The organism is Mycolicibacterium chlorophenolicum, assembly GCF_001044235.1.
Lineage (GTDB): Bacteria > Actinomycetota > Actinomycetes > Mycobacteriales > Mycobacteriaceae > Mycobacterium > Mycobacterium chlorophenolicum.
Window position 1 is genome coordinate 66,684 of the sequence record NZ_JYNL01000064.1, and the last position, 13,693, is coordinate 80,376.

The window sequence follows — 13,693 nt, forward strand, 5'->3', positions numbered from 1 at the left end:
TGCACCCGGGATCACTCCGGTTTCAGCGGGTTCACCGCGAACTGGATCACCCGGTACGGGCTGCCGCCGCGCGGCGTGGTGTTCCACTGGCTGACGAACACGCGCACCGCGTCCGGGGTGGAGCCCGGCGAGAGGTAGCCGCCGTAAGGCTGGGCGAGCCGGTTGTCCTGCGGCGGCGGCAGATCCTCGGCGCGGTCGGGCCACGGCGCCGCGACCACGACCGTCGTCACCGGCGCGGTGCCCAGGCCCGTCGGGCCGTCGGCGACCCGGATCTCCATGTTGCCGGTGGTGGCGTTGAAGTAGGACAGCACGGTGCGGCCGTCGATCTGGCGCACGCTCATCTCCCCCACCCGGTCGTTCCACAGCGGTACCGGCTCGCCACCCCACCCGGTGGGCGCCCAGCCCTGCCAGGTGGACCGGTCGGTGAAACTCTGCGGTGTCGCGCGGTAGAGGCGGACCGGTCCGGTGCGGTCGAAGTTGTTGGCGACGATGTAGACCCAGCCTCGCGGCGACTCGGGCGTCGGGATCGGGTCGTAGTAGCCGCTGATCTGGGACTGGTCGCCGCCGGCGTAGGCGGCATCGCGTCGCGACCCGGGCACCGTGGCCCAGTTCCCTTTTCCTGCTTCGGCTTTCACCAGCCGGGAGGATTGCGGACGGAGGTCTTTGGTGGTGGTGACCAGCAGGTAGTTCTCACGGTTGATCTCGACGATGCCTGCCGGCAGCTGCGAGGATCCCGGTGGCGTCGGGTCGGCGAGCAGCGGGGTGTCGACCCCGGTCACCCCGTCGTAGCGCACCCCGGCCGGGTCGTCGAGCGACCCGTCGACCACGTGCAGCGCGATCGGTGAGTACCAGCCGCCGAAACCCACGCCCTCGCCGGCGAAGCTGTCGCCGCACACCTGCAGGATGCCGCTCGGGAACTCCATGAACTCGCAGAGGTCCGTCGCGCCGATGCCGTAATCCACTGTCGGCGTTCCTGTTCCGGCCACCGGCCCGACGCGGATCACCTGTCCGGGCTGCAGCGGCGGCAACTCGATCGGCGTCGCATGCGCCACCGACCCCGCCGAAATTGCATTCCAGCAGAGAAAGGCCGAGAAGAGGCCTGCTGGAATGCAGTTTCGGCGCAAATCAGCCTCGGGCCAGCAGCTCGGCGATCTGAATCGTGTTGAGCGCCGCGCCCTTTCGGAGATTGTCTCCGGAGACGAACAGCGCCAGGCCGCGACCGTCCGGCACGCCGGGATCCTGCCTGATCCGGCCCACCAGGGAGTCGTCGACACCCGCGGCGGCCAGCGGCGTGGGCACGTCGACCAGCGTGACACCGGGCGCCGAGGACAGGATCTCGGTGGCCCGCTCGACCGACAACGGCTCTGCGAACTCGACGTTCAGTGACAGCGAGTGGCCGGTGTACACCGGCACGCGCACGCATGTGCCGGACACCGCCAGGTCGGGGATGCCGAGGATCTTGCGGCTCTCGTTGCGCAGCTTCTGGTCCTCGTCGGTCTCCCCCGAGCCGTCGTCGACCAGGGAGCCGGCCAGCGGCACCACATTGAACGCGATCGGAGCGACGTACTTGTTCGGCGCCGGGAAATCCAGTGCGCCACCGTCATGCACGAGTTCGCGGCTCTCGGAGACCACCGCGCTCGCCTGGCCGAACAGCTCCTCGACCCCGGCCAGCCCGCTGCCCGACACCGCCTGGTAGGTCGAGGCGATCATCCGCACCAGCCCGGCCTCGTCGTGCAGCGGCTTGAGCACCGGCATCGCGGCCATGGTGGTGCAGTTCGGGTTGGCGATGATGCCCTTCGGGCGGTTGCCGGCATCGCGGGTGAAGTTCACCTCGGCGACCACCAGCGGCACCTCGGGGTCCTTGCGCCACGCCGAGGAGTTGTCGATCACCACCGCGCCGGCGGCGGCGAAGCGCGGCGCCTGCACCCGCGACATCGTGGCGCCGGCGGAGAACAACGCGATGTCCAGCCCGGACGGGTCGGCGGTCTCGGAGTCCTCGACCTCGATCTCCTGCCCGCGGAATTCCAGCTTCTTGCCCGCCGAGCGCGCCGAGGCGAAGAACCTCACCTCGGTGGCGGGGAAGTCTCTGTCCGCCAACAGTTTCCGCATCACCTGGCCGACCTGGCCGGTGGCTCCCACCACTCCGATGCTCACCATTGCTAGCGCCCCGTTCCCGCGTAGACCACAGCTTCCTCGTCGCCGCCGAGCCCGAAGGCCTTGTGTAGCGCCTCGACGGCACGGTCGAGTTCGGTGTCCTTGATCAGCACCGAGATCCGGATCTCGGAGGTGGAGATCAGGTCGATGTTGATGCCCGCGTTGGCCAGCGCCTCGCAGAACGTCGCCGTCACGCCGGGATGCGACCGCATGCCGGCGCCGATCAGCGACACCTTGCCGATGTGGTCGTCGTACAGCACCCGGGTGAAACCGATCTCGTCCTGCAGCGAGGTCAGCTTCTCCACGGCGCCGGGGCCGCTGTCGCGCGAGCAGGTGAACGTGATGTCGGTCTTGCCGTCCTCGACCTTGGAGATGTTCTGCAGCACCATGTCGATGTTGACGTCGGCGTCGGCGACCGCGCGGAACACCTGGGCGGCGTAGCCGGGGACGTCGGGGACCCCGACGACGGTGACCTTGGCCTCGCCGCGGTCGTGGGCTACTCCGGTCAGGATGGCGTCTTCCATGGGGATGTCCTCGATCGATCCTTTGACGATGGTGCCCGGCTTGTCGGAGTACGACGAGCGGACGTGGATGGGCAGGTCGAAGCGGCGCGCGTACTCGACGCAGCGCAGCATCAGCACCTTGGCGCCGGCGGCGGCCATCTCGAGCATCTCCTCGAAGGAGACTGCGTCGAGGCGCCGCGCGTTGGGCACGATGCGCGGATCGGCGGTGAAGATGCCGTCGACGTCGGTGTAGATCTCGCAGACGTCGGCCTTCAGGGCGGCGGCGACGGCCACGGCGGTGGTGTCGGACCCGCCGCGGCCCAGCGTGGTGACGTCCTTGGTGTCCTGGCTGACGCCCTGGAACCCGGCGACGAGCACGATCTGGCCGTCGTCGAGCGCCGAGCGCAGCCGGGTGGGGGTGACGTCGATGATCTTGGCGTTGCCGTGTGTGCCGGTGGTGACGACGCCGGCCTGCGAGCCGGTGAACGAGCGCGCCTGCGCGCCGAGCGACTCGATCGCCATCGCGACCAGCGCGTTGGAGATCCGTTCGCCGGCGGTCAGCAGCATGTCCAGTTCGCGCGGCGGCGGGGCCGGGGACACCTGTTTGGCCAGGTCGAGCAGTTCGTCGGTGGTGTCGCCCATCGCCGAGACGACGACGACGACGTCGTTACCTGCCTTTTTGGTCTCGACGATGCGCTCGGCCACACGGCGGATCCGCTCGGCGTCGGACACCGAGGATCCGCCGTACTTCTGTACGACGAGCGCCACTGCAGGAACCTTTCGAACGGGGGAGACCCCGATAAGGATAAAGGCTGCGCGCACCTGTTTTTTCCCGCCGGTAGCGTCGAGGGGGTGGCTCCGTCCCCCGATCCCGCCCCGACCGATCGGTTGGCCGACACCTCCGTCCCGCTGCATCCGCCGATCGCCGCGCGCTGGAGTCCGCGTGCGTTCGACCCCGCGGCCGAGCTGGGCGACGACGATCTGGTCGCGCTGATCGAGGCGGCCCGCTGGGCGCCGACGTGGGGCCGGCGCCAGCCGGTCCGGTTCGTGGTGGGCCGTCGCGGCGACGACACCTTCGTGGCGCTCGCGGATCTGCTGCGCCGCGGCAACAGCTACGCCCGGGCCGCCGGCGCGCTGATCCTGCTCTGCGCGGACGAGGGCGACGACGAGAAGACCGCGCTGTACTCCGGGGTCGACGGGGGCGCTGCGATGGCCCTGATCGGTATCGAGGCGGTGTCGCGCGGTCTGATCACCCATCCGATGGCCGGTTTCTCCGCCGAGGGCGCCGTCGAGACGTTCGGACTACCCGCGACCCTGCGCCCACTGGTGATGATCGCGGTGGGCCGGCTCGGCGACTACGCCGATGTCGACGCGGCGATCGCCGAGCGTGACCGGCTGCCGCGCGAGCGGCTCCCGCTGAACGAGATCGTGCTGAACTGGCAAACCTGAGCCGCGATCGTTACGTGGCCGAAACCTGCCGAAACCGTCCACGTAACAGAGACGTCGGTAACTGTCGGTGAACGGCTCCGCAGCGGAGCCGCCCATCGCAGGAGATTCTATGGATACAGGGACGACCGCGTTCATGCTGTGTTGCATCATCGGCCTCACGCTGATGATCCCCGGCCTCGCGTTGTTCTACGGCGGCATGGTGTCCGTCAAGAGCTCGACGAACATGATGATGATGACGTTCGGCGCCGTGGCGATCGTCGGCGTGCTGTGGGTGCTGTTCGGCTTCTCAATGACCTTCGGCACCTCCTACGGCGGGTTCGTCGGCAGCTTCACCGAATTCGCGGGCATGAAGAACCTGACCGAGCCGATGACGACCATCGACGGGCTGCCGATCAGTCTGTTCTCGTTGTTCCAGGCGCTCTTCGCGGCCATCACGGTGGCGCTGATCTCCGGCGCGGTCGCCGACCGGATGAAGTTCGGTGCGTGGATGGGCTTCGCGACGCTGTGGGCGGTGCTGGTGTACTTCCCGGTCGCGCACTGGGTGTTCGCCTTCGACGGTGTGGTCACCGAGAACTCCACCGGCGGCTGGATCGCCAACAAGCTCAAGGCCATCGACTTCGCCGGTGGTACCGCGGTGCACATCAACGCCGGCGCGGCCGCACTCGCCGTCGCGATCGTGCTCGGCAAGTCGGCCAGCTGGGGCCAGCTGCGCAAGCCGCACAACGTGCCGCTGACGCTGCTCGGCGCCGGCCTGCTGTGGGCCGGCTGGTATGCGTTCAACGGCGGTTCGGCTCTGGCAGCGGGCAATTCGGCCGCAATCGTCATGGTCACCACGTTCGTCGCCACCTGCGCGGCCACACTTGCCTGGATCGCCGTGGAGAAGATCAAGGACGGTCACGTGACGGGTGTCGGTGCGGCGTCGGGCGCCATCACCGGCCTGGTCGCGATCACCCCGGCCTGTGGCGCGGTCACGCCGGTGGGCGCGATCATCCTCGGCGCCATCGCCGGTGCGGTGTGCGTGTACGCGGTGGGCCTGAAGGCCCGCTTCGGCTACGACGACTCCCTCGATGTGGTGGGTGTGCACCTCGTCGGTGGCGTCATCGGCACCCTGCTGATCGGTTTCCTGGCCAGCGACACGATGCCCAACGCCACCAACGGCCTGTTCTACGGCGGCGGTTTCGACCAGCTGTGGCGTCAGGCGGTCGCGGCGGGCGCGGTGATGGCGTTCTCCTTCACGGTCGCGTTCATCATCGCTTTCGCCCTGAAGAAGACTGTCGGCATTCGCATTTCGCCCGATGACGAGGAGAAGGGCATCGACGCGGCGTTCCACCGCGAGGCGTCCTACGAGCTCGCCTCCGCCTAGCGCGGTACTCGACCGGCCGGTGCGGAGAGCGCGACTGCCGCACCGGCCGTTCGATGTGCGGGGTGTTTCACGAAATGATACGTTGATTCCTAACAAGAGACACTAGGTGGCCGATATGACCCAGGACCTCGCGGTCGCAGCAGAGCGATCCGGCACGAAGTTCATCCTCGCGCTGTTCGTCGACCTGCGCGGAAAGCCCTGCGCCAAACTGGTTCCCGTCGAGGCGGTGGACATGCTCGCCACCGAGGGCGTCGGCTTCGCGGGCTACGCCGTGGGCGCCATGGGCCAGGAGCCCAAGGACCCGGACATGATGGCGATCCCGGATCCGGCGTCGTTCACCCCGATCCCGTTCCTCAAAGAGGGCCTCGCGATCGTGCATTGCGACCCCCACGTGGAGGGGGCGCCGTGGCCGTACGCGCCGCGGGTGATCCTGAAGAACCTCATCCAGCGTTGCGGTGACGCGGGATTCGAGCCGTGGGTGGGCGCCGAGGTGGAGTACTTCCTGCTGCGCCGCACCGGAGACGGCGGCGTCGCGGTGGCCGACGCCGCCGACACCGCCGCCCAGCCCTGTTACGACGCGCGCGGTGTCACCCGGATGTACGACCACCTGACCGCCGTGTCGGCCGCGATGAACGGGCTCGGCTGGTCCAACTACGCCAACGACCACGAGGACGGCAACGGCCAGTTCGAACAGAACTTCACCTTCGCCGACGCGCTGACCACCGCCGACCGCGTGGTCACGTTGCGCTACCTGCTGTCGATGATCGCCGCCGAGCGCGGCATGATCGCGACGTTCATGCCCAAGCCGTTCGCCGACAAGACGGGCAGCGGACTGCACCTGCACCTGTCCCTGACCAGTGCCGGCAACGCGGTGTTCCCCACCCAGACCGACGACGCCCGGGGACTCGGCCTGTCCGACACGGCGTACGGGTTCATCGGGGGAATCCTCGAACACGCCTGCGCGCTGCAGGCCGTCATCGCCCCGACGGTCAACTCCTACAAGCGGACCGGGGCAGTCGCCACCGCGTCGGGGGCCTCCTGGGCGCCGCGGCTGCCCACCTACGGCGGCAACGACCGCACCCACTACATCCGGGTGCCCGACTCCGACCGCATCGAACTGCGCGGCGGCGACGGCTCGGCCAACCCGTATCTCGCGATCGCGGCCGCGCTGGGCGCCGGGATCGACGGCATCAAACGCAGCACCGATCCGGGCGCCGTCGGCGCAGGGGTCAGCACGCGGCCGCTGCCGCCGACGCTGCTGCACGCGGTCGAGGAGTTCGAGGGCGACCCCGTGATCACCGGCGTGCTCGACGCCGCCGGTGACGGTGTCGCCGCCTACTTCGCCGGCGTGAAGCGCGAGGAGTTCTTCAATTACCACAGCGCGGTCAGCCCGTGGGAGATCGACCAGTACCTGACCGCCTTCTGACACCGCCATCATCCGAACCGGAGGAATCCATGTGTGGCATCGTCGGGTTGCACCTGCGCACACCCGAGCTCTATCCGCGGCTGGGCACGCTGCTGTCCGGCATGCTCTGCGAAATGGGCGACAGGGGAAGCGATTCGGCCGGCGTCGCCGTCTACGGTGACGTGACGTGGTCGCCGCCCGGACAGGGCTGTGTGTCGGTGGCCGACCTGGGCACCGGCCGGCGCGAGGACATCGATCTGGTGGCGCGCACGGTCGCCACCGCACTGGACGACGACGTCGAGGGCGTCGCAGTCGCCGACAGCCACCTGTTGTCGTCGGACGCGTCGTCGGAGGCGCTGCTCGCGGCGGTCCGGGCGGCCTATCCCGAGGCGATCATCGCCGGATTCGGTGCGGACGTGGCGGTTCTCAAGGGAGTCGGTCATCCGCGCGTGCTCACCGAGAGCTGGGGGCTGGCCGACGCGCAGGGCTGGCAGGGCGTCGGCCACACCCGGATGGCGACAGAGTCCGCGGTGACACCGTCGGGCTGCCATCCGTACGCCGTCGGTCCGGGACAGTGCATGGTGCACAACGGATCGTTCGCCAACCACGCGACGATCCGCCGCGAGTTACGCGCGCGCGGTGTGGTGTTCGACAGCGAGAACGACACCGAGGTCGGCGCCCGCTTCATCGCCGCGCTGCTGGCCGAGGGCCGCGACGTCGAGAGTTCCCTCAAGGAGCTCTGCCGCACGTTCGACGGCTTCTACACCCTGCTGGTCTCCGACCGTGACTCGTTCGCCGTCGTGCGCGACGCGATCGCGTGCAAGCCGGCCGTCATCGCCGAGACCGACGACTGGGTGGCGATGGGCAGCGAATACCGCGCCCTCGCCGGCCTGCCCGGCGTCGAGAACGCCCGCATCTGGGAACCCGAACCGGAGGTCGTCTACGCATGGAGCAGATAGTGACCCGGTACGACCTGCGCACCACCGCCCTGCGCGACGTCAACGCGGCGCTGCACGCACCGGATGTCCACGGCGAGTTCGTCATCGAACATCCCGCCGGCGCGCACAACGTCGCTGTCGGCCTGAACGCCCCGCTCACCGTCACGATCGACGGCCACGTCGGCTACTACGCCGCGGGCATGAACCAGCACGCCGATGTCGTGATCAACGGCAACGCCGGCACCGGGGTCGCCGAGAACATGATGAGCGGCTCGGTGTGGGTCAAGGGCAACGCGTCGCAGTCCGCCGGCGCCACCGCGCACGGCGGCCTGCTGGTGATCGAGGGCAACGCCGCCGCCCGGTGCGGTATCTCGATGAAGGGCGTGGACATCGTCGTGGGCGGCGACGTCGGCCACATGAGCGCTTTCATGGCGCAGGCGGGGCGGCTCGTCGTGCGCGGCGACGCCGGTGAGGCGCTCGGCGACTCCCTGTACGAGGCCCGCATCTACGTGCGCGGCGACGTGGCGTCACTGGGAGCGGACTGCGTGGCCAAACCGATGCGCGCCGAACACCTGCGCGAACTCGAAGAGCTGCTCAAGGCAGCGGGATTCGAGGGTGACGACCTCGGCGCCTACACGCGCTATGGATCGGCGCGCTCGCTCTACCACTTCCACGTCGACAACGCTGCGAGCTACTCATGACCTCCTCCACCGACGACCGCGCCCGCCTCGGCCTGCGCGAGTCCGCGACCTTCGACCGCGCCACCATCGCCGCGATCCAGCGCGCCGCCGACACCGGCGTCTACGATATCCGCGGCTGGGGCGCCAAGCGCCGGCTCCCCCACTTCGACGATCTGCTGTTCCTGGGCGCCTCGATGTCGCGCTATCCGCTCGAGGGGTACCGCGAACGGTGCGCCACCGACGTGGTGCTCGGCGACCGCAACGCCAAACATCCTCTGCACCTGGCCATCCCGGTGACCATCGCCGGCATGAGCTTCGGCGCCCTGTCCGGTCCGGCCAAAGAGGCGCTGGGCCGCGGCGCCAGCGAGGTCGGCACGTCGACGACCACCGGCGACGGCGGCATGACACCCGAGGAGCGGGGCCAGAGCAAGCACCTGGTGTACCAGTACCTGCCATCGCGCTACGGGATGAACCCCGACGACCTGCGCAAGGCCGATGCGATCGAGGTGGTGCTCGGACAGGGCGCCAAGCCTGGCGGCGGCGGAATGCTGCTGGGGCAGAAGATCTCCGAACGCGTCGCCGCGATGCGGACGCTGCCCCAGGGCATCGACCAGCGCTCGGCCTGCCGCCATCCCGACTGGACCGGACCCGACGATCTCGCCATCAAGATCAACGAGCTGCGGGAGATCACCGACTGGGAGAAGCCGATCTACGTCAAGGTCGGCGCCACCCGCACCTACTACGACGTCAAGCTCGCGGTGCACGCCGGCGCGGACGTCGTCGTGGTCGACGGCATGCAGGGCGGCACCGCCGCCACGCAGGAGGTGTTCATCGAACACGTCGGCATCCCGACGCTCGCGGCGATCCCCGAGGCGGTGCGGGCGCTGCAGGAGCTGGGGGTTCATCGCAAAGTCCAGTTGATCGTGTCGGGCGGCATCCGCAACGGCGCCGACGTCGCCAAGGCGCTGGCGCTGGGCGCCGACGCGGTCGCGATCGGCACCGCGGCGCTGATCGCGCTGGGCGACAACCACCCCCGATACGCCGCCGAGTACGAGAAGCTCGGCAGCGCAGCAGGTTTCTACGACGACTATCAGGACGGCAACGACCCGGCGGGCATCAGCACGCAGGATCCCGAACTCGCCGCCCGGCTCGATCCGGTCGCCGCGGGCCGGCGGCTGGCCAACTACCTGCGGGTGCTGACCATGGAGGCCCAGACCATCGCGCGGGCGTGCGGCAAATCCCACGTGTGCCATCTCGAGCCCGACGATCTCGTCGCGGTCAGTATCGAGGCCGCAGCGATGGCGCGGGTGCCGCTGGCCGGCACCAGCTGGATTCCGGGCACGTGAGCACCGCCGACGTCGTCATCGTCGGCGGCGGCATCGAGGGATGCGCCGCGGCCTGGGCGCTGGCCGAGCGCGGGGTGACCGATGTCGTCGTGGTGGAACGCCACACCGTCGGCTCCGGCATGACCGGCAAGAGCAGCGGGATCGTGCGCTGCCACTACGGGGTGAGCTCGCTGGCCGCGATGGCCACGGTCGGGCTGGAGGTCTTCGAACACGCGGACGACCTCTTCGGCACCGACATCGGGTTCCGGCAGACCGGTTACGTCGTCGGCGTCGGGGAACCGAACGTGGACGCGTTGCGCAAGAGTCTCGCCGCCCAGCGCGCGGTCGGGGTGGACACCGAGGAGATCGACCACACCGAGGTCGCGAAGCTGTGGCCGTTCGCCGACCTGACCCCGTTCGCGGCGTTCGGGTGGGAGCCCCGCGGCGGGTACGGGGACGCCTACCAAACCGCGCAGGCGCTGGCGATCTCGGCGCGCGCTGCCGGTGTTCGGATCAGGCAGGGTTGCGCGGCAACGGGATTGACCGTCGGCGGCGACCGGGTGACCGGTGTGGCTCTCGCCGACGGCACCGAGATCTCGGCGGGCACCGTCGTCGCCGCGACCGGGGTGTGGACGCCCGCGTTGCTCGCGCCGCACGGCGTCGACGTGCCGATCCGGGTGATCCGCGAGCAGATCGTGATGATCGATCCCGGCGTTCCCACCGGCCCGGTGCCGGTGTTCTCCGATCTGGTCTCGCTGCAGTACGTCCGGCCCGAGGTGGGCGGCGACATCCTGTTCGGCAACAGCGATCTCGCCGACGCGCGCACCGCCGACCCGGACGACTACCTCAACCGGGCCACCGAGGAGTTCGTCGACATCACCGTCGACAAGGTCGGGACACGGTTCCCCGGCTTCCCCGACGCGGCGATCACCGGCAGCTACGCGGGGTGCTACGACGTGACGCCGGACTGGAACCCGGTGATCTCGCGGACCGATCTCGACGGGCTGGTGGTCGCGGCCGGCTTCAGCGGCCACGGCTTCAAGATCGCGCCCGCGGTCGGCAGGCTGGTCGCCGATCTGGTCGTCGACGGTCACAGCGGCGACCCGCGCATCCCGGCCTCGGACTTCCGGCTGTCACGGTTCGCCGAGGGCGATCCGCTCAGGACGCCGTACCCGTACGTCGGCGCGGGCGAGATGCGCTAGACAGGTGAGCTGTGGCCTCTGCTGACGATCACGTCCCCCTGCTGCGCAACAAGTCGGGCACGGCCCGGGACCGCGATCCCGCCGAGCCCGTCGACGAACTCGAGATCGAGTCCGCGATCGGGCGCAACGTGCGGCTGCTGCGGCTGCAGCAGGGCCTCACGGTCGCCGAGACGGCGGCGCGTGTCGGCATCTCCAAGGCGATGATGAGCAAGATCGAGAACGCTCAGACGTCATGCAGCCTGTCCACGCTGGCGCTGCTGGCCAAGGGCTTCGACGTGCCGGTGACGAGCCTGTTCCGCGGCGCGGACGTGGAGCGCCCGGCGGCGTTCGTCCGGTCGGGCACCGGGGCGCGGATCGTGCGCGAAGGCACCCGCGAGGGCCACGAGTACGAACTGCTCGGCTCGCTGCGCGGCGAGCACAAGCGGCTGGAATGCCTGCAGGTCACGCTGTCCGAGAAGAGCCAGACCTATCCGCTGTTCCAGCATCCGGGCACCGAGTTCATCTACATGCTCGAAGGCGTCATGGACTACAGCCACAGCCGCTCGGTGTACCGGCTGCACCCCGGCGACTCGCTGCAGTTCGACGGCGAGGGCGCCCACGGACCGGTCGATCTGGTCGAGGTGCCCATCCGGTTCCTGTCGGTGATCGCGTTCCCCGACTCCCAGGTCTGAGGCCCCCGGCGGGGTTTTGCTCCCCGGCGGCCCAGGAGTACAGTCTTTCCCGTGCAGCGGGTGCTCCTTCTCGGACGCCGCGACGGGGTCTGATCCAGACCGGCCTCCCGTCGCGGGTGTTCGCGATGCGCCGGTCTGAATTCCCCTAGACCTATCCGGAGCACCGACATGACCGAGAACTTCACTCCCAGCGCCGACGCCTTCAGCTCGGTACGCACCATCACCACGCCCGCCGGCGAACCCCATCCCGGCCAGCCCGCCTGGAACACCCAGCGCGGCTCGTCGATGCCGGTCAGCCGCTATCGCAGTTTCGCCGACGAGGTCGAGCCCATCCGGCTGCCGGACCGCACGTGGCCGGACAAGGCCATCGACACCGCACCGATGTGGTGCGCGGTCGACCTGCGCGACGGCAACCAGGCGCTGATCGACCCGATGAGCCCGGCCCGCAAGCGCCGCATGTTCGATCTGCTGGTGCGGATGGGCTACAAGGAGATCGAGGTCGGTTTCCCGTCGGCCAGCCAGACCGACTTCGACTTCGTCCGGGAGATCATCGAGCAGGGCGCCATCCCCGAGGACGTCACCATCCAGGTGCTGACGCAGTGCCGCCCCGAGCTGATCGAACGCACGTTCCTGGCCTGCCAGGGTGCCCCACGGGCGATCGTGCACTTCTACAACTCGACGTCGATCCTGCAGCGCCGGGTGGTGTTCCGCGCCGACCGCGACGCCGTCAAGAAGATCGCCACCGACGGCGCGCGCATGTGTGTCGACGAGGCCCGCAAGTACCCCGAGACGCAGTGGCGGTTCGAGTACTCGCCGGAGTCCTACACCGGGACCGAACTGGAGTACGCCGTCGAGGTCTGCAACGCTGTCGCCGACATCGTCGAGCCCACCCCCGACGTCCCGCTGATCGTCAACCTGCCGGCCACCGTCGAGATGGCCACCCCCAACGTCTACGCCGACTCCATCGAGTGGATGAGCCGCAACCTGGCCCGCCGCGAGTCGATCATCCTGAGCCTGCACCCGCACAACGATCGCGGAACCGCGGTCGCCGCAGCCGAATTGGGCTATGCCGCCGGGGCGGACCGCATCGAGGGCTGCCTGTTCGGCAACGGCGAGCGCACCGGCAACGTATGCCTGGTGACGCTGGGGCTCAACCTGTTCAGCCGCGGCGTGGACCCGCAGATCGACTTCTCCAACATCGACGAGATCCGCCGCACCGTCGAGTACTGCAACCAGCTGCCGGTCCACGAACGTCATCCCTACGGCGGCGATCTGGTCTACACGGCCTTCTCCGGAAGCCACCAGGACGCCATCAACAAGGGTCTGGACGCCATGAAAGTGGCTGCAGACGAAGCGGATTCGGATGTCGACGACATCCTGTGGCAGGTCCCCTACCTGCCGATCGACCCGAAGGACGTCGGCCGCACGTACGAGGCCGTGATCCGGGTCAACTCGCAGTCGGGCAAGGGCGGCGTCGCCTACATCATGAAGGCCGACCACGGGCTGGCGTTGCCGCGGCGGCTGCAGATCGAGTTCTCCCAAGCGATCCAGGCGATCACCGACGGTGAGGGCGGCGAGGTGTCCCCCAAGGAGATGTGGGACGCGTTCTACGAGGAGTACCTGGCGCCGGTGCGCCCACTGGAGCGGATGCGGCAGCGGGTCGACGCCGCCGAGGTCGACGGCGGCACCGACACCGTCACCGCGGTCGTCAAGGTCGACGGTGAGGAACGCGAGATCGTCGGCGCCGGAAACGGACCGCTCGCCGCGTTCTGTGATGCGCTGGGGGCGATCGGTTACGACGTCAACGTGCTGGACTACTCCGAGCACGCGATGTCCTCGGGCGAAGAGGCCCAGGCCGCCGCCTACGTGGAAGCGTCGATCGGCGGCAAGACCGTGTGGGGCGTCGGCATCGCGACATCGATCACGACGGCATCACTGCGCGCGGTGGTCTCCGCGGTGAATCGCGCCGCCCGGAACTGACAGCCGGCCTCCCCCATGAGGTC

General features: G+C 69.2%; 12 protein-coding genes. 9 read left to right on the top strand and 3 right to left on the bottom strand.

Translation table 11 applies throughout. The features are described 5' to 3' along the window. Window positions 1-11: 11 nt before the first annotated feature. From MCHLDSM_RS22560 to MCHLDSM_RS22570, 3 genes are read right to left on the bottom strand one after another with little or no spacing between them, the layout of a single operon-like run. On the bottom strand, window positions 12-1,067 hold the full coding sequence (locus MCHLDSM_RS22560) for a DUF4185 domain-containing protein (RefSeq protein WP_048472872.1): 1,056 nt from the start codon (window positions 1,065-1,067) through the stop codon (window positions 12-14). Between the two features lie 58 nt (window positions 1,068-1,125). Then, window positions 1,126-2,157 (bottom strand): aspartate-semialdehyde dehydrogenase, encoded by a 1,032-nt coding sequence (locus tag MCHLDSM_RS22565; RefSeq protein WP_048472102.1) that lies wholly within the window; start codon window positions 2,155-2,157, stop codon window positions 1,126-1,128. A gap of 2 nt (window positions 2,158-2,159) precedes the next feature. After that, window positions 2,160-3,425, bottom strand: a complete 1,266-nt coding sequence (locus tag MCHLDSM_RS22570; protein WP_048472103.1) for an aspartate kinase — start codon at window positions 3,423-3,425, stop codon at window positions 2,160-2,162. A gap of 84 nt (window positions 3,426-3,509) precedes the next feature. On the opposite strand from MCHLDSM_RS22570, the gene MCHLDSM_RS22575 reads away from it, so the two are divergent. From MCHLDSM_RS22575 to leuA, 9 genes are all read left to right on the top strand, one after another. Beyond that, window positions 3,510-4,106: a nitroreductase family protein gene (locus tag MCHLDSM_RS22575; RefSeq protein WP_048472104.1), complete on the top strand. Its 597-nt coding sequence runs from the start codon at window positions 3,510-3,512 to the stop codon at window positions 4,104-4,106. Between the two features lie 109 nt (window positions 4,107-4,215). Continuing rightward, a complete protein-coding gene (locus MCHLDSM_RS22580; protein ID WP_048472105.1) occupies window positions 4,216-5,469 on the top strand; it encodes an ammonium transporter in 1,254 nt (417 codons plus the stop codon). Window positions 5,470-5,584: 115 nt separating this feature from the next. Continuing rightward, window positions 5,585-6,895 carry a type III glutamate--ammonia ligase gene (gene glnT, locus MCHLDSM_RS22585; RefSeq protein ID WP_048472106.1) on the top strand — a complete coding sequence of 437 codons (1,311 nt, stop codon included), beginning with the start codon at window positions 5,585-5,587 and terminating at the stop codon, window positions 6,893-6,895. A 29-nt stretch (window positions 6,896-6,924) separates the two neighbouring features. Then, window positions 6,925-7,833 carry a class II glutamine amidotransferase domain-containing protein gene (locus MCHLDSM_RS22590; RefSeq protein WP_048472107.1) on the top strand — a complete coding sequence of 303 codons (909 nt, stop codon included), beginning with the start codon at window positions 6,925-6,927 and terminating at the stop codon, window positions 7,831-7,833. Further along, window positions 7,821-8,513 (top strand): GltB/FmdC/FwdC-like GXGXG domain-containing protein, encoded by a 693-nt coding sequence (locus tag MCHLDSM_RS22595; protein ID WP_048472108.1) that lies wholly within the window; start codon window positions 7,821-7,823, stop codon window positions 8,511-8,513. The genes MCHLDSM_RS22590 and MCHLDSM_RS22595 overlap by 13 nt, the downstream gene beginning before the upstream one ends. Beyond that, window positions 8,510-9,838: an FMN-binding glutamate synthase family protein gene (locus MCHLDSM_RS22600; protein ID WP_048472109.1), complete on the top strand. Its 1,329-nt coding sequence runs from the start codon at window positions 8,510-8,512 to the stop codon at window positions 9,836-9,838. Before MCHLDSM_RS22595 ends, MCHLDSM_RS22600 begins: the two co-directional genes overlap by 4 nt. After that, window positions 9,835-11,019, top strand: coding sequence for an NAD(P)/FAD-dependent oxidoreductase (locus MCHLDSM_RS22605; protein WP_048472110.1), 1,185 nt, complete (start codon window positions 9,835-9,837; stop codon window positions 11,017-11,019). Before MCHLDSM_RS22600 ends, MCHLDSM_RS22605 begins: the two co-directional genes overlap by 4 nt. A gap of 11 nt (window positions 11,020-11,030) precedes the next feature. Continuing rightward, window positions 11,031-11,690 carry a helix-turn-helix domain-containing protein gene (locus tag MCHLDSM_RS22610; protein ID WP_048472111.1) on the top strand — a complete coding sequence of 220 codons (660 nt, stop codon included), beginning with the start codon at window positions 11,031-11,033 and terminating at the stop codon, window positions 11,688-11,690. A 168-nt stretch (window positions 11,691-11,858) separates the two neighbouring features. After that, entirely contained in the window at window positions 11,859-13,670 is a 1,812-nt protein-coding gene (gene leuA / locus MCHLDSM_RS22615) for a 2-isopropylmalate synthase (protein ID WP_048472112.1), read from the top strand. Window positions 13,671-13,693: the final 23 nt, after the last annotated feature.